General features: G+C 66.7%; 15 protein-coding genes and 3 tRNA genes. 3 read left to right on the top strand and 15 right to left on the bottom strand.

The genetic code is table 11. From position 1 onward, the window contains the following. Positions 1 to 57: 57 nt before the first annotated feature. Entirely contained in the window at positions 58 to 969 is a 912-nt protein-coding gene (rpsB, locus tag ACT3UE_RS15040) for a 30S ribosomal protein S2 (protein ID WP_444555640.1), read from the bottom strand. 412 nt (positions 970 to 1381) lie between these two features. Between rpsB and ACT3UE_RS15035 the strand changes: the two genes are divergently transcribed. Next, complete coding sequence (locus ACT3UE_RS15035) at positions 1382 to 1960, top strand: M23 family metallopeptidase (protein ID WP_444555639.1); 579 nt, start codon at positions 1382 to 1384, stop codon at positions 1958 to 1960. Here the strand turns inward: ACT3UE_RS15035 and ACT3UE_RS15030 are convergent. The 6 genes from ACT3UE_RS15030 to ACT3UE_RS15005 form a co-directional block, all read right to left on the bottom strand. Next, entirely contained in the window at positions 1896 to 3104 is a 1209-nt protein-coding gene (locus ACT3UE_RS15030; RefSeq protein ID WP_444555638.1) for a glycosyltransferase family 4 protein, read from the bottom strand. The genes ACT3UE_RS15035 and ACT3UE_RS15030 overlap by 65 nt on opposite strands. A gap of 100 nt (positions 3105 to 3204) precedes the next feature. After that, positions 3205 to 3278, bottom strand: a tRNA-Met gene (locus tag ACT3UE_RS15025). Positions 3279 to 3347: 69 nt separating this feature from the next. Beyond that, complete coding sequence (locus tag ACT3UE_RS15020) at positions 3348 to 4538, bottom strand: glycosyltransferase (protein ID WP_444555637.1); 1191 nt, start codon at positions 4536 to 4538, stop codon at positions 3348 to 3350. An 88-nt stretch (positions 4539 to 4626) separates the two neighbouring features. Beyond that, on the bottom strand, positions 4627 to 5535 hold the full coding sequence (locus ACT3UE_RS15015; RefSeq protein WP_444555636.1) for a DMT family transporter: 909 nt from the start codon (positions 5533 to 5535) through the stop codon (positions 4627 to 4629). Then, positions 5523 to 6143, bottom strand: coding sequence for a CDP-alcohol phosphatidyltransferase family protein (locus tag ACT3UE_RS15010; RefSeq protein ID WP_444555635.1), 621 nt, complete (start codon positions 6141 to 6143; stop codon positions 5523 to 5525). The genes ACT3UE_RS15015 and ACT3UE_RS15010 overlap by 13 nt, the downstream gene beginning before the upstream one ends. Before the next feature lie 96 nt (positions 6144 to 6239). After that, on the bottom strand, positions 6240 to 7034 hold the full coding sequence (locus tag ACT3UE_RS15005; protein ID WP_444555634.1) for a phage holin family protein: 795 nt from the start codon (positions 7032 to 7034) through the stop codon (positions 6240 to 6242). A 303-nt stretch (positions 7035 to 7337) separates the two neighbouring features. On the opposite strand from ACT3UE_RS15005, the gene ACT3UE_RS15000 reads away from it, so the two are divergent. Next, positions 7338 to 8489, top strand: a complete 1152-nt coding sequence (locus ACT3UE_RS15000) for a multidrug effflux MFS transporter (RefSeq protein ID WP_444555633.1) — start codon at positions 7338 to 7340, stop codon at positions 8487 to 8489. Positions 8490 to 8546: 57 nt separating this feature from the next. Here the strand turns inward: ACT3UE_RS15000 and ACT3UE_RS14995 are convergent. The 4 genes from ACT3UE_RS14995 to dnaG form a co-directional block, all read right to left on the bottom strand. After that, positions 8547 to 8619 (bottom strand) — tRNA-Asn (locus ACT3UE_RS14995). 67 nt (positions 8620 to 8686) lie between these two features. Then, positions 8687 to 10156, bottom strand: a complete 1470-nt coding sequence (locus ACT3UE_RS14990) for a lipase maturation factor family protein (protein ID WP_444555632.1) — start codon at positions 10154 to 10156, stop codon at positions 8687 to 8689. A gap of 99 nt (positions 10157 to 10255) precedes the next feature. Next, positions 10256 to 10328, bottom strand: a tRNA-Asn gene (locus ACT3UE_RS14985). 65 nt (positions 10329 to 10393) lie between these two features. Continuing rightward, the gene (dnaG, locus tag ACT3UE_RS14980) at positions 10394 to 12313 is read right to left on the bottom strand and encodes a DNA primase (protein WP_444555631.1); all 1920 of its coding nucleotides are present in this window, start codon (positions 12311 to 12313) and stop codon (positions 10394 to 10396) included. A 447-nt stretch (positions 12314 to 12760) separates the two neighbouring features. Here dnaG and ACT3UE_RS14975 point away from each other — a divergent pair, with 447 nt between their 5' ends. Beyond that, a complete protein-coding gene (locus ACT3UE_RS14975) occupies positions 12761 to 13546 on the top strand; it encodes a 4'-phosphopantetheinyl transferase family protein (protein ID WP_444555630.1) in 786 nt (261 codons plus the stop codon). Here ACT3UE_RS14975 and ACT3UE_RS14970 read toward each other — a convergent pair. The 4 genes from ACT3UE_RS14970 to ACT3UE_RS14955 all read right to left on the bottom strand — a co-directional run. After that, on the bottom strand, positions 13530 to 14303 hold the full coding sequence (locus tag ACT3UE_RS14970; RefSeq protein WP_444555629.1) for a heme ABC transporter ATP-binding protein: 774 nt from the start codon (positions 14301 to 14303) through the stop codon (positions 13530 to 13532). The genes ACT3UE_RS14975 and ACT3UE_RS14970 overlap by 17 nt on opposite strands. Before the next feature lie 3 nt (positions 14304 to 14306). Further along, positions 14307 to 15386, bottom strand: a complete 1080-nt coding sequence (locus ACT3UE_RS14965; protein WP_444566975.1) for a FecCD family ABC transporter permease — start codon at positions 15384 to 15386, stop codon at positions 14307 to 14309. Positions 15387 to 15406: 20 nt separating this feature from the next. Beyond that, positions 15407 to 16444: an ABC transporter substrate-binding protein gene (locus tag ACT3UE_RS14960; protein WP_444555627.1), complete on the bottom strand. Its 1038-nt coding sequence runs from the start codon at positions 16442 to 16444 to the stop codon at positions 15407 to 15409. Between the two features lie 87 nt (positions 16445 to 16531). Next, positions 16532 to 19076 (bottom strand): amino acid adenylation domain-containing protein (locus ACT3UE_RS14955; protein ID WP_444561857.1); only part of this gene is annotated, 2545 nt, incomplete at its 5' end.

Here is a 19076-nt window from a genome sequence, read left to right as displayed (position 1 = left end):
CGTTCCGCGCGGCCCGGGCGGCCCGCCCGCCCCCCCGGCTCCAGATGACCCAAGGTGTTACTTGGCGTCCTCGGCAGGCTTCTCGGCTGCTGCCTCGGGTGCTGCCTCGGCCGCTGCGGCGGCTTCCGCTGCAGGAGCCTCCGGCTCGGTCTCGGCGACCGGTGCTGCCTCTTCGGCGGCGGCCTTGGCCTCGTCCGACTTGGCGTTGCCCTCGAGCAGGTCGCGCTCCCACTCGGCCATCGGCTCTGCCGCGGCTTCGGTGTTACCGCTCTGCTTGTTGCTGCGGGCGATCAGGCCCTCGGCCACGGCGTCGGCGACGACGCGGGTCAGCAGGTTCACGGAGCGGATGGCGTCGTCGTTGCCCGGGATCGGGAAATCGACTTCGTCGGGATCGCAGTTGGTGTCCAGGATCGCGACGACCGGGATGTTCAGCTTCTGCGCTTCATCGACGGCCAGGTGTTCCTTCTTGGTGTCGACGACCCAGAGCAGCGACGGTGCCTTGGTCAGGTTGCGGATGCCACCGAGGTTGGTCTGCAGCTTGGTGAGCTCGCGGCGCATCAGCAGCAGTTCCTTCTTGGTGTACATCGAGCCTGCGACGTCGTCGAAGTCGATTTCCTCGAGCTCCTTCATGCGGGCAACCCGCCGGGAGACCGTGGCGAAGTTGGTCAGCATGCCGCCGAGCCAGCGCTGATTCACGTAGGGCTGGTTCACGCGGGTGGCCTGCTCGGAAATGGCTTCCTGGGCCTGCTTCTTCGTGCCGACGAACAGCACGGTGCCGCCGTGGGCGACGGTGGCCTTGACGAACTCGTAGGCGCGGTCGATGTAGGACAGCGACTGCTGGAGGTCGATGATGTAGATGCCGTTGCGCTCGGTGAAGATGAAGCGCTTCATCTTCGGGTTCCAGCGACGGGTCTGGTGGCCAAAGTGGACGCCGCTGTCGAGCAGCTGGCGCATGGTTACGACGGGCATGTCGCAACTCCTTCCGGCGGTAGCAGTCCGGTCCCGGCAGGGACCGCGGTAACCACCTGTTGTTTCGGTTGTGTGGCAATCCACCGGTCGGTGGTGCCCCTGGCATCGGCCACCGGAATCCGGCCCCCGCAGCCCACCGGGTTTCCGGACCGTTGGCTGCAGGTCCCACCCGTTGGATGCCGCCGGAAAGGCGGCCTCGAAAGGTGGAGACGCAATACGCGAAGTCAGTTCCAGTCGTTTCCTACCTGTAGGCACAGGCCTTCCACTCACAGAACTGCGATTAATAGTGTACTACAGCCGCGGGCCCCGGATGGACGGCGACGAGCCCTCCACGGCGGCCTCCACCCCGGGGTTTTCCCCGGCCGCATCCGAGGGGCTCCACGAGGCTACTGCGGCAGCACAGGATCGGTGCATGTCACTATCCCGGAAGTCGCGTTGGCCCCTGTTCCTGGTCCTGGTCCTGGCCTTGCTGGCCGGGGGTGGTCCGGCGGGCCCGATCGGCCCGGCCCGGGCGGACGGACCCACCCCCTCCGCCGGGTCCGTCCCCTGGTCCTGGCCGCTCGGCGGCCCCGAGGCGGTCCTGGATTCCTTCGTCGCACCCCCGGCGCTCTGGGCTGCCGGACACCGGGGGGTGGACCTGCGGTCCGCGACCGGGGCGGGGATCCGCTCCCCCGCCGCGGGCGTCGTGCGCTATGCGGGGGTGGTGGTCGACCGGGAGGTGCTGACCATCGACCACGGGGGTGGAGTGGTCTCCAGCTTCGAACCGGTGACCGCGGAGCTGGACGTCGGCGCCCGGGTCGTCCGCGGCCAGCAGGTCGCCACGACCGGAACCGGCGGGCACTGTGCCGGCGTCTGCCTCCACTGGGGAGTGCGGCTGAATGGTGAATACATCGACCCGCTGTCGCTGCTGATGGACCGGCGTCCGTCTATCCTGCTGCCGGTTCCTGCGGCGTCGCTCCGTCAAGGACCCGGCGGTAGACCGCGAGCATGAGTTCGGTCTGCCGGCTTTGCAGCAGGTTCCCGGTCTCCGCCGCATCGAGGGGTTCCCGACGGCCGTCCTGCAGGTCGGCGGCCGCCCGACGCAGGGTCCTGGCCAGTCCCTCTACCGTGTCGTCGTCGGTCAGCCAGAGCAGGTTCCGCGGCAGGTCCGCGGCAATGCGGTGATCGCTGAGCACGGTCGGGGTTCCCAGGGCCGCCGCCTCATAGACGGTCATGCCCTGGGTTTCGAACCCCTGCGAGGTCTGGACCAGCGCATCGCTGTGGCGCAGTTCCGAGAGCATCCGCTCATAGGGGACCCGGCCTTGGAAGGTGATGCTCGAGGCGGTGATGTCCGCGGCGATCCGTTCGGCACGCCGGCGTTCGGCGCCGTCGCCGAAGATCCGCACGTCGGCCCGGATCCCCGAGGCGCCCACGGCCCGCAGGAAGGGGATCAACCGCTTCTCCGCGCTGAAACGCCCGATCCAGACCAGCCGCGGGCGGGCCCGGTGAGCCTCCGACCGGGGTTCGGCCAACAAGCCCCGGGCCACGTCGTCGTCCAGCCCGGTGGGGATGACGTCGAGTCGTGGACACACCCCGTGTCCCTTCAATAGTTCAGCGAAATGGGTCGATGGTGCGGTGACCGCCGCGGCGCGGGAGGCAAAGCCCCGTAGATAGGTCCAGGCGTCGGCAGCCACCGGTTCGCCGGTGCGCAGCACCCGTTTCTGCATGAGCCCGAAACCGCGTTGGAACAGTCCCGGCAGCGGCATGGTCGCCCGCAGTCCGGCCTGAAGGTGGTTGTGCATGGTGTGCACCACGGGCACCCCGAGCATCCCGGCGGCGGCATAACCGATCGCGGCACCCCAGAAGTCGGCTTGGACGTGGTGCAGGTCCACGGGGCCGCGGGCCCGCAGGCGGGACACCAGGGTCTTGATGATGCGGGCGGTGGGCGGGGTCATCCCGTATTCCCCGGGCCCCAACCCGATCGTGGGCAGGGTGAGCACCCGGGGGTCGGTATCCGCGGCCCGCCCACGCAAGGCCGGGGCCACGACGGTCACCCGGTGCCCGGCACGTTCCAGGTATTTGCGCTGGAGTTGGACCGAGGTCTGCATCCCCCCCAGCGTGCCGGGATGCTGGTCGGTGAACATGACGATGTGCATGGTCCGCTGGTTCCTGGCCTTCCCGGTCGTTGTGCAAGAGGTGGCCGAGGTGCTGCCGACGGGGCCGGCCGGTACGCCATGGCGTACCGGCCGGAACACGTAGGGCGAGTGGGGCTTGAACCCACGACCCAGGGATTATGAGTCCCTTGCTCTAACCAACTGAGCTACCGCCCCTCGGCGCAGGCTGCCTGCGACCCTTGTCATCCTAATGGAAACCGCGGGCCCGGACGCCACGCGGCCGGCTCAGGCGACCAGGAAGTCGTCGGCGCCGGCACCCCGGTAGAGGGCCTCGAAGATATCCATCGTCTTGGCTTCGCTGTGCTGCTCGGCCTTCTTCAACCCGGCAGCGCCCATCCGCGCCCTCTCCGCCGGGTCCAGAGCCAGGATGGCATCGACCTTCTCCGCCAGTTCGCGCGCATCTCCGGGGGTGAACAGGTGGCCGTTGACGCCGTCGTCCACCAGATGCGGCAAGGCCATGGCATCGGCCAGGACCACCGGGGTGGAGGCCGATAGTGCCTCGAGGGTCACCAACGACTGCAGTTCGGCGGTCCCCGGCTGGCAGAACACATCGGCTTGCAGATAGCCGATCCGCAATTGTGCATCCTCGATATGGCCGGTGAAGTGCACCCGGTCCTCCAGCCCCAGTTCGGCGACCCGGCGTTCGAGCGGGCCGCGTTGTTCCCCGCTGCCGACGATGGTCAGATGTGGTGCCGGGTCGCTCCGCATCAGGCCCAGGGCCTGGACGAGCACGTCGACGTTCTTTTCCACGGCCAGCCGTCCCACGAACAGGATCATCGGGTGGTGGGACTGCGGCACCTCCTCCCCGGCGTCGAGCTGGTAGTTGGAGGCGTTGATGCCGTTGGACAGCGGCAGGACCCGCCCCAACCGGGCATGGGTCATCATGGCGCGTGCCGCCAGCGGCGTGGGCGTGGTGACCACGGCGGCCTTGCCCATGATCCTGCCCATGTCGCGCCAGGAGTTCCGGGCCACGATCCGCTTGAACCACTTCGGGAACGGCAGGAACGGGTCGAGGTTCTCCGGCATGAAATGGTTGGTCGCCACGGTCCTGATCCCCCGCTTTTCGGCTTCGTTCACGGCCGCCTGGCCCACCATGTAATGGCACTGCACGTGCACGATATCGGGTTTGATCTCATCCAGGATCGCCCCGATGTCCCGTTTGGCTTCCCAGGGCAGGCAGAGACGCAGCGTCGATTGGGTGGGTTGGCTATGCGAGCGCAGCCGGTGCACGGTCGCCTCGCGGCGGTGCTCCACGACCCCGGGGCCGTTCACGTCACGGGCGGCCACGACGTGGACCGTATGCCCACGGGCCTGCATGGCCGTGGCCAGCCGATGGGAAAAGACCGCCGCCCCGTTGATGTCGGGCGGGTAGGTATCCGCAGCAATCAGGATGGTCAGGGGTTTGTCACCGCTCACTGGGGGCTGGCTCCTGCTACTCGGGGTTTGGTCTGGATCCTCTGATGGCACCACGTGCGGCGGATCCGCAGGCCCCGGCCCGCTGGGCCTAGCGTCCCGTGCCCGCCTGCCGGCGTCGTGCCTCTTCCTGCCGTTGCAACACATCGGGATGATGGCGCGACAACGCAGTGACACCCACGATAGCAATGAGAGCCGCCCCGACCATGGACATCGCCACGACCGGATGCACATCGGGACGCAACTCACCCAGGATGCCGATACCGACGGCGATGCCGATCATCGGGTCGATGACGGTCAGTCCGGCGATCACGAGTTCGGGCGGGCCGCTGGAATAGGCGTTCTGCACGCAATAGGTGCCCAACAGACCGGCCACCACCACCGCGAGGATGACATACCAGGCGATGTTGCCCAGGAACCTTCCGTTGGGATCCATCAGCCCGATGGCGATGGTGCGCACCAGCACGGCGACGAAACCAAAGAGCACCCCGGCGCCCAGGATGTAGACGAAGGCGCTGATGCGCCGCCTGAAACCGAGCAGGACCGCGGTGAGGATCGCGACCACGACGGCCAGCAGCAGCACGGTGGCCTGTTCCTGCTGACGGCTGATGGCGTGGGTGCTGGCGGTGACGTTGATCGCCAGCAGGACGAAGCCGATGCTCCCGCTCATGCAGGCGGTGATGGCCAGCACCGTGGGCCGGTTGATGCGGATGCCCTGGTCGCGGGCGTTGACCACGGTGGTGATGACCAGGGCGATCGCTCCGATGGGCTGCACCACGGTCAGGGGCGCGCTGGCCAGCGCGTAGACGTTCAGCACCATCCCGACACCCATGAGTGACAGCCCCAACATCCAACGGGGATTGAGCAGCAGCTTCAGGATGCCCCGGGAGGACACCGCGAGGCCACCGCTGCTGGCCCGGACCGCACTGCTCTGGCGCTGTGTGCCGAACGCCAGGAAGAAGGCTGCCATGACGGCGCAGGCGACGGCTATCCAGACCATGGTCCCCCGGATTTCAGGGTGCGCGCCCTGCGGTGGGCCCGGCGGAAGTAGAACACGGCCGCCACCACGTGCAGCACGCACCCCACCGCCAACAGTGCGATCGCCACGGTCTCGAGCACCCTTCCGGGGGCGGCATCTACCCGGCTCAAGAGCAGCAGGGGCATGGCCAGCAGCAACAGGGCGGTGCGGATCTTCCCCAGGTTGCTCACGGGCTGGTTCGGGTTCCCGCGGGCAAGGATCACCGTGCTGGTGATCAGCAGGACATCGGGGATGATGATCGCGTAGGCCAGCCAGGCCGGGGCGATCCCGTCGACGACGAACACCACGATGACCACGATCAGGGCGACCCGGTCGGCCACCGGGTCAAGCCATTTGCCGACCGTGGAGATCTGGTTGAGCAGCCGGGCGACGTACCCGTCGATCCAGTCGGTGGCCCCCAGGACGACCAGCACGATGGTCGCCCACCCATAGCGGTCCGTCTGGACCATCCAGACGAAGACCGGAACCAGTCCGAACCGCAGGACGGTGATCAGGTTCGGCAAGGTCCAGAACGTGGTGAGCTCGCGGTATTCGAGGTCATCACGCCCCCCGGCGCCGATGATCTTCACGCGTGCTTCCCTTCTCCCCGGAGGCTACGGCCCGTCCCGGGACCGATCGGTGCTGGTCGAACCACTCGAAACGGCCCTCAGACGGGACCCGTCACCTCAAGACTTCCGGAGCTTGCGCACGAACGCACCCAGGGCGACCAGCGAGGCCCCCATGAGGGCCAGCGGCTGCCAGCGCTCCTTGAACAACAGCGAGGCGTCGCTGGGAACCTCCTGGTGGGTCCGCTCGTGCAGTGCCTGGCGGGCCCGGAGCTTGCCGTCCTGGGCATAGGTCTTGGCGGTCTCGGACTTTTCCTTGGCCTGGCGCTTGACGTCGAGCTTCGGGGCCAGGTCGTCGCGGATCTCGGCCAGATGCTCGCGGCGTTCCTGCGAACGCTTGAGCAGTTCGTTGTAGGGCACCGGCGCGGGCTTGTCCTCGTCCTTCTTCTTTTTCTTGTCCTTCTTGGCTTCCTCGTCCTTGGGCTTCTTCTGGTCCAGCGTGGACGGGTCGAAGGAACGGCCCTGCTTGGCGACGCCGAGGTCGTATTTGACCCCCCGGATGGCGTCCTCGGGGATCAGCGGCATCTGCTTCTTGATCTTCATGACGCCGATCAAGGCCAGGATCGCCGCGACGATCAGGAAGAAGGCAGCGACCATGAGTGCGGCAAGCCATGGTTTGAAGACCAGACCCAACGCCAGGATCCCCGACGTGATGAGCGCAACGATCATGAACGTGATGAAGACGAGGCCCACGACAGCCAGGCCGGCACCGATCCCCGCCTTGACGGCCTTGCTCTTCATCTGGGCGATGGCGAGCTGGATTTCGTCATTCAGCTGCTTGGGCACCAGTCGACCGACGATCTTCATGAGGCCGGTGAACGACGATGGGCGACGTCCGGACGTGGTTCGTGTCATCCTGATCCTCCTTCGGTGGCGGCCCAGACGGGCCTGTGCACTCAAAAACCTACCATCTTGCCTGCATACCGGGGCTACTCGGGGGTAGACAACGTTCCTTCCAGCGGTCATGATCGCGCCCCCGAGCGCCTGGGCCGAAGGGCGTCGCTGCCACCTCGCAGCCCCGGTATAGGCTGTGGACATCGGCTTCACAGCCGGCCTGTTCCCCTCCTGTCCAACCCCGAGGACTCCTTGCCCGGCACCCCTGCACCGACCCCTGCCCCCAGCCGACGCTCAAAGATCCTGCGCATTGTGGTGTTGGGCATGCTCACCGCCCTCGGCCCCTTCACCGTGGACCTCTACCTTCCGGCCATCCCCGCCTTGCGCCTGGATCTGGGCATCACCGAGGCCGCGGCCCAATTGACGTTGACCGGCACGGTCTTCGGCTTCGCCGCCGGTCAGCTGGTGGTCGGCCCGCTCAGCGACCGCCTGGGCCGGCGGGGGCCGCTCATCGCGGCGACGATCCTGCACATCGGTGCCACCACGGGAGCAGCCCTCTCGCAGGATTTCGAGATGCTGATGCTCTTCCGCGTCCTGCAGGGCGTGGGGGCGGCGGGCAGTTCGGTGGTCGCCATCGCGATGGTGCGCGATCTGTATGACGGCCTGCGACTCGTCAAGACGATGAGCTATGTGGCCCTGGTCAACGGCATGGCCCCGATCTTCGCCCCGGTGATCGGCTCCCAGCTCCTGTTGGTCACCGACTGGCATGGGGTCTTCGGGGCACTGGCCGGCTACGGGATCGTGGCCTCCACCACCGCGATCCTGCTGTTGGGCGAATCCCTTCCGCCCGAGCGCCGACCGGTCGGGGGACCCCACCTGTTGCGGCGCTATTCCCTGGTGCTCAAGGACCGGATCTTCGTGGGGCTGCTGCTGGTCGGCGGGCTGAACTTCTCCGGGCTGTTCTCCTATCTTTCGGCCTCCCCCTTCGTCTTCCAGGACGTCTACGGGCTCAACGAGCAGGCCTACGGGTTGTTGTTCATGGTCAACTCGTTGGGGGTGGTCGCCGGGGTGCAGACCAGCGCCCGGTTGGTCCGCCGGTTCGGCGCCCAATGGATCATCGCCGCCGCCACGATCGCCCAGGTGTTCTTCGCCCTGTGCATCATCGCCGCCGACCAGTTCCATTGGGGCTTCTGGGGCACGGCCATCCCGTTGTGGTTCTACATCTGCGCCACCGGCTTCAACTTCCCCTGCATCCAGGGGCTGGCCCTGCACCGTCATGGCAGCCAGGCGGGCACCGCGGCGGCGTTGCTCGGGGCGGCGACCTTCGGGTTCTCCGGGGCGATCTCCCCCGTCGTGGGTCTGCTGGGTGTCGGGAGCGCGACGCCGATGGCCGCGGTGATGGCCGGGTGCATCCTGCTGGCCATCGCAACCTTGTGGATCGTGGTCCGGCCCCGCCAGGTGCCGTTGATGACCTGAGCGGGCCGCAACGAAAAACGTCCGCCACACCATGCGGTGGGACGGACGTTCATTCGGCTCCCCCAACTGGACTCGAACCAGTAACCTTTCGATTAACAGTCGAACGCTCTGCCAATTGAGCTATGGGGGAAGGAAGCGAGTAAAACTTTAGCAGGACGGCGGGCCGAATTCGAATCGCCTTCCGCTCCCCCCGGCCCTCAACCACGCCGTACCGGTCCGATGGCCAGGCGCCGGTCGGAACGGATCCAGTACAGCGACCGGTCCTTCGTCTCCTGGTCGTTCGCGAAACGGTAGCGGTAGGTCAGCACCCGGATCCGGTCCGGGGCCCTGCCGGAGAAGGGATCCACCCGCAACAGGGCCAACACGGCGGGGTCCGCGGCCAGGAGCTTGAGCAGCAGGGCCTGGAACCAGCGTTGGTGCAGCGACCCCAGGGGCAGGAACCACATCATCCAATCCAGCCGCAGATGGTAGGGGGCGAACTGCCGTGGCCTGCGGGCCGGATCGCCGGGTTTGCCGCGGAATTCATATTCATGCCAGCCGGTTTCCGTCTCCGGGTCCGCGTCGTCGTCCCCGACCTCGTCGTCGATCCTGCCTTCGATGACGACTTCGGTGCGTTGGCGGGTGACGCTGCCGAAGGCCCCGTAGGCGTTGCCCAGCTGCCAGCGGTTGAAGCTGGCGTTCATCAGTTGGGAGCGCGAAAAAAGGTTGCGTAGCGCCGGGATCCCGGCGACCAGCAACCCCGCCGTGGCCAGCAGGACGACGACGGTCCACCCTGCGGGGGCCGCCGCCCGCTCCGCGAGCGGCCCCACCGGACCGGCGGGGAGACCGGCGACCAGTGAGGCGAGGCCTCCGAAGGCGGCATCATCGATGGCGGCACAGGCCAGCACGATCGTGATCCAGTTCAGCCAGGCGAAGTTTCCGGTGGCCACCAACCATGCTTGGGTGGCGATGACCACCCCGGCGGCGATCGATGCCACCGGCTGCGGGACGAAGAGCAGGAACGGGACGGCCAGCTGCGCCACATGGTTTCCGGCCACCTCACAGCGATGCCACCAGCGCGGTGCCAGATGCGCCCGACGACTCAACGGTCCGGGCATGGGCTGGGTCTCGTGGTGGTAGTACAGGGCCGTGAGGTTCCGCCAGGCAGGGTCCCCGCGCCATTTGATCATCCCGGCGCCGAATTCGAGGCGGAAGACCAGCCAGACGATCAGGATCAGGATGGTCCGTGGCGGGTCGACCTGGTGCGAGCCCAGGAACCCGACGGTGAACCCGGCCTCGAGCAGGAGCATCTCCCAGCCGAACCCGTAGAAGATCCCCCCGATGTTCACGATCGACTGGTAGAGCCCCCAGAGCAGCAGGAACGCCGCCAACACCACCCAGGCGGGACCTGCCTGCGGCAGCCCCGCGACGAGGGTGCCGGCCACGACCAGGCCCACCCAGCACACGGCCACGAGCTTGGCGTCGGAGTACCCCCACCGGGTGAACACCGATGGTCCGCGCGCCCCGGGGCCGGCCAGCAGGCGATTCGCCGGCAGCAGGCCCCGTTCACCGAGCAGGGCACGGAACTGGTTCAGTGTGGAGGCGAAGGCGATGAGGAAGACGGCGGCGACCCCGCGTTGCAGGATTTCCCGTGCGACCCAGTAGTCCGGTGCCAGCAGCCAGTCCATGGCTCCATGGTAGGTCGACGGGCCCGGCCGGACCACGGCCCCGAGCCTTAAACACGGTCGTCCCCGCCACGAACAGTGACGGGGACGACCAGTGATCCGCTCCCCCAACTGGACTCGAACCAGTAACCTTTCGATTAACAGTCGAACGCTCTGCCAATTGAGCTATGGGGGAAAGCAACAGAGACGACTATACAAGAGCTGGGCCGAGGTTGCTAAATCGTCGCCCCCGGCCCCTTCCTACTCCTGGCGCAGCGACCGGCGCCGCAGCTCCAGTTCCATCAATTCCCGCTGGATCCGCTGGTATCCCTCGGGATCGGCGACGGGGTCCATCCGCTGGAGCTGGCCGAGCCGATCGGCCTTCTGATGGGTGATCTGCAGATCGAACAGGCGGTTCATGATGCCGTGGCAATACCGGGTCAGCGACTCCTCCGAATTCGCCGGCAGGGGGTTCACCGCCAGCTCGGAGACGAAGGAGCGCAACGGATCCGGCACCTCCTGCCGGATGGACTCCACCCATTGCGACGGGGTGGCCCCCGCGGCACCGGCGGCGCGGACCGCGTCATGGACGGCCGCATGGACCGGGGCGAGGAAGCGGGCCGTATAGAACGCCTGCCATTGGTCGGCGCTGAGCACCCCCGGTTGCTGCAGGACCACTTCGAGGGATTCGCGTTCCATCCGGGTCACCGGGTCGCGGACATCGGGGCGTTGAAAGGCCGGGGCCTGGGGCTCCTGGGCGGCCCCGGGGCCGTATCCCGGGCCCTGCGGGCGGGGCTCGGACCCGGAACCGGGGCGGGAACCGCGGTCCTGGCCGGACCCGGACCCGTCACGGGCGCGCTTGGCGGCGGCCCCCACGGCCCGGTTGACCTCATCCATATCCATGCCCAACCAGCCGGCCAGTTCACGGGAATAGGCCGGACGCATGGCCGAATCACGGATGGCCGCAACGATGGGTGCGGAGGCGCGCAATGCCTGCACGCGGCCCTCGACGGTATCGAGGTTGAATTTCTTCAGCCCCGCCCGGATGGCGAATTCGAAGAGCGGACGTTTGGAATCGATGAGTTCCTTGACCGCCTCGGGGCCCCGGTGTTGGCGCAGTTCGCAGGGGTCTGCCCCGGAGGGTTCGACGGCGACATAGGTCTGGGCGATGAAACGCTGGTCCTCCTCGAAGGCCCGCAGGGCGGCTTTCTGCCCGGCGGCGTCCCCGTCGAAGGTGAAGACCACTTCGCCTCCCGAGCCGTCGTCGCGCAGCAGGCGGCGGGCGATCTTGATGTGGTCGGCCCCGAAGGCCGTGCCGCAGGTGGCCACCGCCGTGCCCAGCCCCGAGAGGTGGCAGGCCATGACGTCCGTGTATCCCTCCACCACGATCAGTTGCCGGTTTTTGGTGATCTCCCGTTTGGCCAGATCCACGCCATAGAGGACCTGGGATTTCTTATAGAGCTGGGTTTCGGGGGTGTTCAGGTATTTCGGCCCCTGGTCGTCCTCGTAGAGTTTGCGGGCCCCGAAACCGATCGTGGCTCCGGTCAGGTCGCGGATGGGCCAGATGAGCCGGCCGCGGAACCGGTCGTAGATGCCCCGGTTGCCCTCGGAGAACATTCCCGTGAGTTTGAGTTCCTCGTCCTGGAAGCCGCGGCTGCGCAGATGCTTCAGGAGCTGATCCCACCCCTTGGGGGCATAGCCGACCCCGAAATGATCACAGGCGGCCCGGTCGAAGGCCCGCTCGGAGAGGTATTGCCGTCCGGTCGCGGCTTCCTCGGAGAGCAGCTGGGAGCGGAAGTATTCCTCGGCGATCTTATGGGCGTCCAGGAGGCGTTGACGCCGGCCGACATCCTGACGGCTGGGCCCGGATCCGCCGTCCTCGTAGCGCAGTTCGAAGCCGATCCGTCCGGCCAGGTGCTCGACGGTCTCGGAAAACGTCGTGTGGTCCATCTTCTGGATGAAGGAAATGACGTCGCCGGATTCTTCGCAGCCGAAGCAATGGAACGTCCCCACCTGGGGACGGACGTGGAAGGAGGGGCTGCGTTCGTCGTGGAAGGGGCACAACCCCTTGAACGAGCCGATGCCTGCCGAACGGAGCGTGACATACCCATCAACGACTTCCTTGATGTCCGTGCGTGAGCGGACCTCGTCGATGTCTTCGCGCTTGATCAATCCGGCCATGGCCCCCAGTCTAGTGCCCGGTGTAGGCCGACTTCCCCATGCCCCGATTGGCCACCCAATAGGCCCGTCCCTGGACCTCTTTCCCCGGGTCAGCCGGTGGTGCCGGCGCAGGTGTGCTTCACCGCCCTCACGTGCGATGGATGCGCCGGCGGCCCGGACCCCTTCCGCGTTTTAGGGGTCACCGGCGACTCTTTGCACGAGCCCCTCACCGGAGCCGGGATCAATGGTGTTGTCTGCGAAACGTGCGGGACAGCTGAAACCGATCCGGGCCATGGAACCGGGCCGTACGGTGGCATCGATGGTCTCGAGGTTGTAGTCCCCCGGCACGCAGGAGTTTTCGGTAGCATGCCGTGGAGGCCACGCGCCAGGTCGGGTGATGCCGCGTCGGACGACTTCTTTTCCGCTGCCGGAATCGATGGAGCTAGAATTTAGGGGACCCTAACTATAGTGAAATCATGGGGTATCCCGGCCACCGAAAGGCAGCTCATCTTCCTCAATCCAGGTCCGCTGCGACAGCTGCTTCCCTCGACAATCCAGGTCTCCGAAATCGATCACGATCCTGTGCCGGCCCAGCAGGCAACCCCCTTCTCCACCGCCGAATCGACCGGCCTCACCGACGCCGTCGAGCAGCGGCGTTCGGAGTTCCTCACCACCAGGAGGTGCGCCCATGAGGCCCTCGCCACGGCGGGGGCCCCGCCCGCACCGCTCATGCGTGGCCCCCGTGGTGAGCCCCAGTGGCCCGCCGGCTGGGTCGGCAGCCTCACCCATATTGGCCCAACGTCAGCCGGGCGACCCACGTATCGGGCGGCAGCCGTGGCTGCTGCGGACCGCTTTGCCGCACTGGGAATCGATGCGGAGGAGTGGGCGCCCTTGCCCCACGGCACATCCGGGGTGATCTGCACCGAGTTGGAACTGCGCTCGGCGGAGGCGCTCTTCCCGGCGGCCACCGCCCAGCCGATGGATCGCCTGGTTTTCAGTATCAAGGAGAGTTTCTACAAGGCCCGCTTCCCGCTCACTCGGACCTGGCTGGATTTCCTTGACGTGGAGGTCGACTTCGGGTCCGTGGCCACCCGTGATGCCGGCGTCGCCCGGGCGGCCGGGCCCATGACCGGCACGTTTTCCGTCGCCGTGTCCACCCCGGACCGGCGCCATCCCGCCTTGCCTGACGTCCTCAGTGGCCGGTTCCTGATACGAGCCCCGCTGGTGGTCACCGCCGTCATGCTGGAACGATGACCAGCGCCTGCGACGCGGGGTGCCTCAATAGGCACACCTTCTGCCCATAGACCTCTTCGATGAGCTCCACGGTCAGCACCGTCTCCGGAGGCCCGTCGGCGGTGATCCGTCCATCGGCGATCACGATGACTCGATCCGCATAACGCGACGCCAAGTTGAGGTCATGCAGTACCGCGACCACACAATGCCCGTCGTCGGCATGTTCGCGTGAACTGCGCATCACCGATTCCTGATGCTGTAGGTCAAGGGCCGCCGTCGGCTCATCCAACAAGATCAGTGGTGGTGCCTGGGCCAGGACGCGGGCGTATGAGGAGCGTGAGCTTTCACCTCCCGACAGGGTGGTCACGTCCTGGCGCTTGAGCCTGGTCAGACCGGTCCGTGTGATGGCCTGGCGCACCATGGCGGCGTCGTGTCCTTCGCTGACGGGATAGGGCAGGCGTCCCATCGCCACCGTTTCCTCGACGCTGAAGGAAAATCCGACGCGATGTTCCTGCAACATGACGGCCCGCTGCCGGGCGAAGTCCTTGGCCTTCCACCGCCGCGGTTCGGTGCCCGCTACCCGCACGGTGCCCTCGGTCGGTTCCTGATCCCCGGCGATCAAGGACAGCAGCGTCGATTTGCCGGCCCCGTTCGGACCGACCAGGGCAACCAGGCTGGATCGATCCAGAGAAAAACAAACTTCTCGCAGCAGGTCCCGCTGGCCGATCCGGAAGGAAACGGACTCTAGCTCCACGATCCGTTCAACGGCATCACTCATCATTCACCACATCGATTTCTTGGCCCGGACGACCAGATAGAGGAAGAAGGGGGCTCCAACGGCAGCGGTGAACAGACCCAACGGGATCTCCGAGGGCGGGTTCAGTGTGCGAGCGGCGCAGTCGGAGGCAACGATGAGGCAGGCTCCGACGATCGCCGCCATCGGAAGCGCCACCCGGTGTGCCGGGCCCACGATCTGACGCACGATATGCGGGACCACCAGTCCCACGAAGCCGATGCTGCCGACGAAGGCGACGGAACCGCCGGCCAGTAGCGCAGTGGCAACGATGATCGCCATGCGGGCCGCCTTGACGTTAACGCCCAGGTGTTGGGCCTGTCGCTCGCCAAGTGCCAGGACATCGAGGTTGCGCATGTTCATCACCAGGACAACGACCCCGGCCACGGCAACGGGCAGCATGGCGGCCAATTGGCCCCAATTGACACTACTGAGCGAGCCCAATTGCCAGAAAACCAGGGTCTGCAACTGGGTGTCGTCGGCAATGTAGGTGAAGAATCCGGTCAAGGCGGCACAAGCCGAGCCCAGTGCAATGCCCACCAGCAGCATCTTTGAAGTGCCGGTGGTGCGGCCCGGCCGCGCCAGGACATAGATCAACGCGGTCACGGCCAGGCCAGCCAGGAAGGCTCCCCCCGGCACGGCCCAGGTCGTGAGGGCATCCGAGGCTACCGGTCCCAGCAGCACGATGACGGCCACGGCCCCGGTGGTCGCTCCTCCGGTGACGCCGATGATGCCCGGGTCCGCCAAGGGGTTGTTGAACAGCGATTGCAATGCGGCGCCGGACATGGCCAGGGCCGCCCCGACCAGCGCGCCGAGCAGGGTCCGTGGGAACCGCAGTTGCCAGACGACGGACACATCTCGTTGGCTGAGCCCGTCTACCTCATGGATGCCGAGTTGCTGCCCGACGATGCGGAAGACGTCGGCAAAGTCGATCCGCAAAGGTCCGACGGAGACGGAAAGGACCATCAGGAAGAGGAGGACCAGCAGACCCACCGGGGCCGCTACAACGAGCGGCACCCGGCGGATCTGCTCCTCCGCACGTTTTTCACGGGCGGCACGGAGCATCATTGGCTAACCTGTTCCCCGGTCTACTGCTGCAGCGCCCTGGCGAGAGCCAAGGCCCCGACGCCCGAGTCAGGGCCGGTGTACTTGATCTGGGAATCGGGCATCACAATGACGTTGGCCTCTCGCCCTGCCGTCGTGTTCTTCAGCGACGGGAAGGCCTTCCACAGCCCCTCTTCGCCCTCCCAACGGTCGTAGTCGTCGCTGGAGAGAAGGATGTAATCGGGGTCGGCCGCCACGAGGCCTTCCGCGCTCATTTCACGGGAGAACCCCCTGAGGCCGGCGTCGGCGCCCACGCTGATGCCTCCCAGGGCTTCAATCATCTCGGTCCCCGGAGTCCCGTTGGCCGCAACCGAGTTCTGCCCGCCCGCCCCCGTGGCGGTCACCTGGATGATGGACTTGCCCTCGGCGCTACCGATGTCCTGGGCTTCCTTCAGCGCCTTCTCGTTGGACTCGGCCAGGCGATCGCCCTCCTCGGGGAGGCCGACGAAGCTGGAAAGCTTGCGGATTTTATCGGAGGTGGTGTTTCCCACGTCGAACAGCACGGCATCCGTTCCGGCGTCGCGGAACTGTTGGGAGACATCCCCATGGCGTTTGAGATTATCACCAATGAACAAGGTGCCGTCCAGAGCGAGCAGCCCCTCCATCCCGGTGTTCTTCCGGAATTCGAAGTGCTCCGGTGCGGCCTTGCCGGCCGCGGAGAGGCTGTCATCCGGCGAGGCCGCGATCTTGTCGCCCAGCCCCAGTGCCTGCAGAAGCGATGAGACGTTGTCCCCCGAGGAAATAATCTTCGAAATGTCGTCGATTTCCACCGTGGCCTTGGCGTCGTCGGTCACCGTGACCGGGAGCTGGGGGGTGCTCTCTTCGGGGGTGAAGTCCGAGGTGCCGGCAATATAACGCCACTTTTCGGGCAGGTCTTTCGGAGCCTCCTGCGTGGTGATGGTTGAGGGCTTGCCGTCCGCTGCGGAAGCCTGGTCTGCGTCCTGGCCCTGGGCCGGGGAGCAGCCAGCCAGGGCCAAAGTCAGGATGCCGGCAGTGGCCGTGATGTGTGCAAGTTTCTTCATTGTCTTCCTTTGCGGCTGTTGATCAATTGCGTGCTTCATGACCACAGTCCGTGGCGTGCTGGGTGCACGCGACGGGTCTGCGGGGATTCAGGGGGCCCAGAGCCCGAGTTCGCCGACGATGTGGGCCAGGTTCTCGTGGTGGATCAGGGCCGGGTGGCTGCAATCGATATCGTGATTGCGCAGGTTGCCTCCGACATGGGGCCGCCAATCCGAGACGTGCAGCCAGTTCTGGCTCTTGCGCAGGGCGGTGAAGAAGTCGATGTCCCCGTCATATCGACGCGCCGTATGGCTACGCATCAGGGCGGCGTTGGTACTCACCGCGCTCGCCACCCGGGCCACGACCTCGTCGGCGAGTTCGCCGAACGGGCCGGGGGTACGGGCTAAAAGGTCCAGCACCGATTCGCGGGAGAGGTCGGCCCCCTGCCGGTCATGGTCCACGCCGCCCATGATGAGCAGCGCTTCGTTGATCTCTTCCGCGGTTGGCTCGGCGAGCTGCTGCCAGGATTCCGGCGGATAGGCATCCAGCAGGACCAGTCGTTCGACTGTGACGGAGCGTTCGGTGAGTTCGATGGCCAGCTCCTGGGCAATGACCCCGCCGACCGACCAGCCCAGGAGGGAGACGGGACCTTCGGGAACCAGCTCGATGATGGCCTGGGCAAAGTCGGAGGCGAGTTCGTGGATGGAGGCCGGTGGGGCTGGCGCCGGCAGCGCCGGATCCAGCCCTGGTGCTTGCAGGGCATGGATACCTGTATCGGGGGTGATATGCCGGAGCAGGTTGGCGTAGGACCAGCCGAGCCCGCCGGCTGGGTGCAGGCAGAACACCGGTGTACCCCGACGGTGTGCCCGGAGCGTGAGGACCCTGGCATACGGATTGGCACCAACTCCCGAACCCAGCCGTCGGGCCAGCGCTGCAACCGTGGGCCCGGCAAAAATGTCGCTGAGTTCCAGGGAGGTGCTGCTGAGGGTTTCGTGGAGCCCTTCAAGTCGGCGCAGCAGCGATACCGCAGTGAGCGAGGTGCCCCCGGCATCAAAGAAGTTGGTTTCCACCCCGATGTCCGGCTGGTCCAGCACGGTGGCGAAAGCCCGGGCGATGGCGCCCTCGAGGGGGGTCGAGGGTGTGCGGCTGGGCGCACCGGCCTCCGGTTTGGGAAGACTCCGGCGGTCGAGTTTCCCATTGGCCGTCAGGGGCAGCTCAACGAGGACGTCCACACTGTGGGGAACCATGTAGTCGGGCAGCCGATCGGTGAGCCAGGCGCGCAGTTCCGTTGCGACGGCCCCCGGGGATTGGACGTAGCCGCGTAGGGTCGTCGACGGCCCGCTGCCATGGGGCACGACGACGGCGCGTTCCACCATCGGGTGCGCGGCCAGAACCGCCTCGATTTCCCCCAATTCGATCCTCAGGCCGCGCATTTTAACTTGGTCGTCGATGCGACCGAGGTATTCCAGGGCACCGTCGGAGCGCCACCGCGCAATATCACCCGTTGCGTAGACCCGCTCGGGGCGTCCCATCAGGCGTTCCAGACCGGGGTGGTGATAGAACTTCTCTACAGTCAGTTCCGGGCGTCGGACGTATCCCTGGGCGAGTTGTATGCCGGCCAGGTGCAGGTGACCGGCAACTCCGGGGGGAAGCGGGCGGCCCAGCGCGTCCAGAACATGCGTCCTGGTGTTCCAGACGGGCCGCCCGATCGGTACCGGCCCCCGCTCCGTGGCGGATACGTGCCAGAAAGTCACATCGACGGCGGCTTCAGTGGGGCCGTAGAGGTTGTGCAATTCCACGGGCAGCATGCCAAGCAGTCGATGTCCGGTCTCGGCATCGAGTGCCTCCCCGGAGCAGAAGACCCGCCGCAGGCTCGTACACCGCGACGCGGAGCGGGCGCCGGTGAACAGGGACAAGGCCGAGGGCACGAAATGGCAGGTGGTGACGCCGTGTTCGATGATCGTGCGTGCCAGGGCCTCCGGATCGCGGTGGACGTCGTGTTCGGCGATGGCCAGGCGTGCCCCTGCCATGAAGGCCCAGAAGAACTCCCAGACGGAGACGTCGAAACTGAACGGCGTCTTCTGCAGCACGATATCCGAGGAGTCCAGGGCATATTCATGCTGCATCCAGAGCAAGCGGTTCACGATGGCCCGGTGGCTGACCGCGGTTCCCTTCGGAGCCCCGGTCGATCCGGAGGTGAAGATGATGTAGGCGGTGTCCTCCGGGCCGACCCCGGTAGCGGCCTCGGGGGCAGCCGGGGCGGGAAGGTGGTCCAGGCAGTCAAGGGTGTCTTCCGACAACGGCACCAGGGGGTAGATTCCGGCCGGCCCGGGGGCCTCACCGCCGTTGTTGCCGGTGATGATCACCGCGGGGTCGAGGTCACCGACCATGGAGTCCAGCCTTGACGCGGGCAGCGCGGGGTCCAACGGCGCGTAGGCCGCGCCAGCGAGTGTGGTCGCCAAAAGCGAGAGCACCATCGCGGGGCCACGCTGCAGGTGGACCCCGACGGTGTCACCGGGGCCGGCCCCGTGGGCACCGAGAACGGCGGCCAGGCGGCGGGCACCATGGAACAGTTCCTGGTAGTCCAGCGATGATTCTTGCCACAGCAGTGCGGGGGCAGCGGGGGCGCGTCCCAGCTGTTCGATGAGCAGGCTA

The sequence above is a fragment of the Arthrobacter sp. 179 genome, assembly GCF_052379645.1.
GTDB lineage: Bacteria > Actinomycetota > Actinomycetes > Actinomycetales > Micrococcaceae > Arthrobacter_H.
This window is presented reverse-complemented; position numbering and strand designations above follow the sequence as displayed.

What these genes read in the sequence shown, in the direction of transcription:
- rpsB (WP_444555640.1), bottom strand. Translation starts at nt 969, where the DNA reads ATGCCCGTCGTAACCATGCGCCAGCTGCTCGACAGCGGCGTCCACTTT.
- ACT3UE_RS15035 (WP_444555639.1), top strand. Translation starts at nt 1,382, where the DNA reads ATGTCACTATCCCGGAAGTCGCGTTGGCCCCTGTTCCTGGTCCTGGTC.
- ACT3UE_RS15030 (WP_444555638.1), bottom strand. Translation starts at nt 3,104, where the DNA reads ATGCACATCGTCATGTTCACCGACCAGCATCCCGGCACGCTGGGGGGG.
- ACT3UE_RS15015 (WP_444555636.1), bottom strand. Translation starts at nt 5,535, where the DNA reads ATGGTCTGGATAGCCGTCGCCTGCGCCGTCATGGCAGCCTTCTTCCTG.
- ACT3UE_RS15005 (WP_444555634.1), bottom strand. Translation starts at nt 7,034, where the DNA reads ATGACACGAACCACGTCCGGACGTCGCCCATCGTCGTTCACCGGCCTC.
- ACT3UE_RS15000 (WP_444555633.1), top strand. Translation starts at nt 7,338, where the DNA reads ATGCTCACCGCCCTCGGCCCCTTCACCGTGGACCTCTACCTTCCGGCC.
- ACT3UE_RS14990 (WP_444555632.1), bottom strand. Translation starts at nt 10,156, where the DNA reads ATGGACTGGCTGCTGGCACCGGACTACTGGGTCGCACGGGAAATCCTG.
- dnaG (WP_444555631.1), bottom strand. Translation starts at nt 12,313, where the DNA reads ATGGCCGGATTGATCAAGCGCGAAGACATCGACGAGGTCCGCTCACGC.
- ACT3UE_RS14970 (WP_444555629.1), bottom strand. Translation starts at nt 14,303, where the DNA reads ATGAGTGATGCCGTTGAACGGATCGTGGAGCTAGAGTCCGTTTCCTTC.
- ACT3UE_RS14965 (WP_444566975.1), bottom strand. Translation starts at nt 15,386, where the DNA reads ATGATGCTCCGTGCCGCCCGTGAAAAACGTGCGGAGGAGCAGATCCGC.
- ACT3UE_RS14960 (WP_444555627.1), bottom strand. Translation starts at nt 16,444, where the DNA reads ATGAAGAAACTTGCACACATCACGGCCACTGCCGGCATCCTGACTTTG.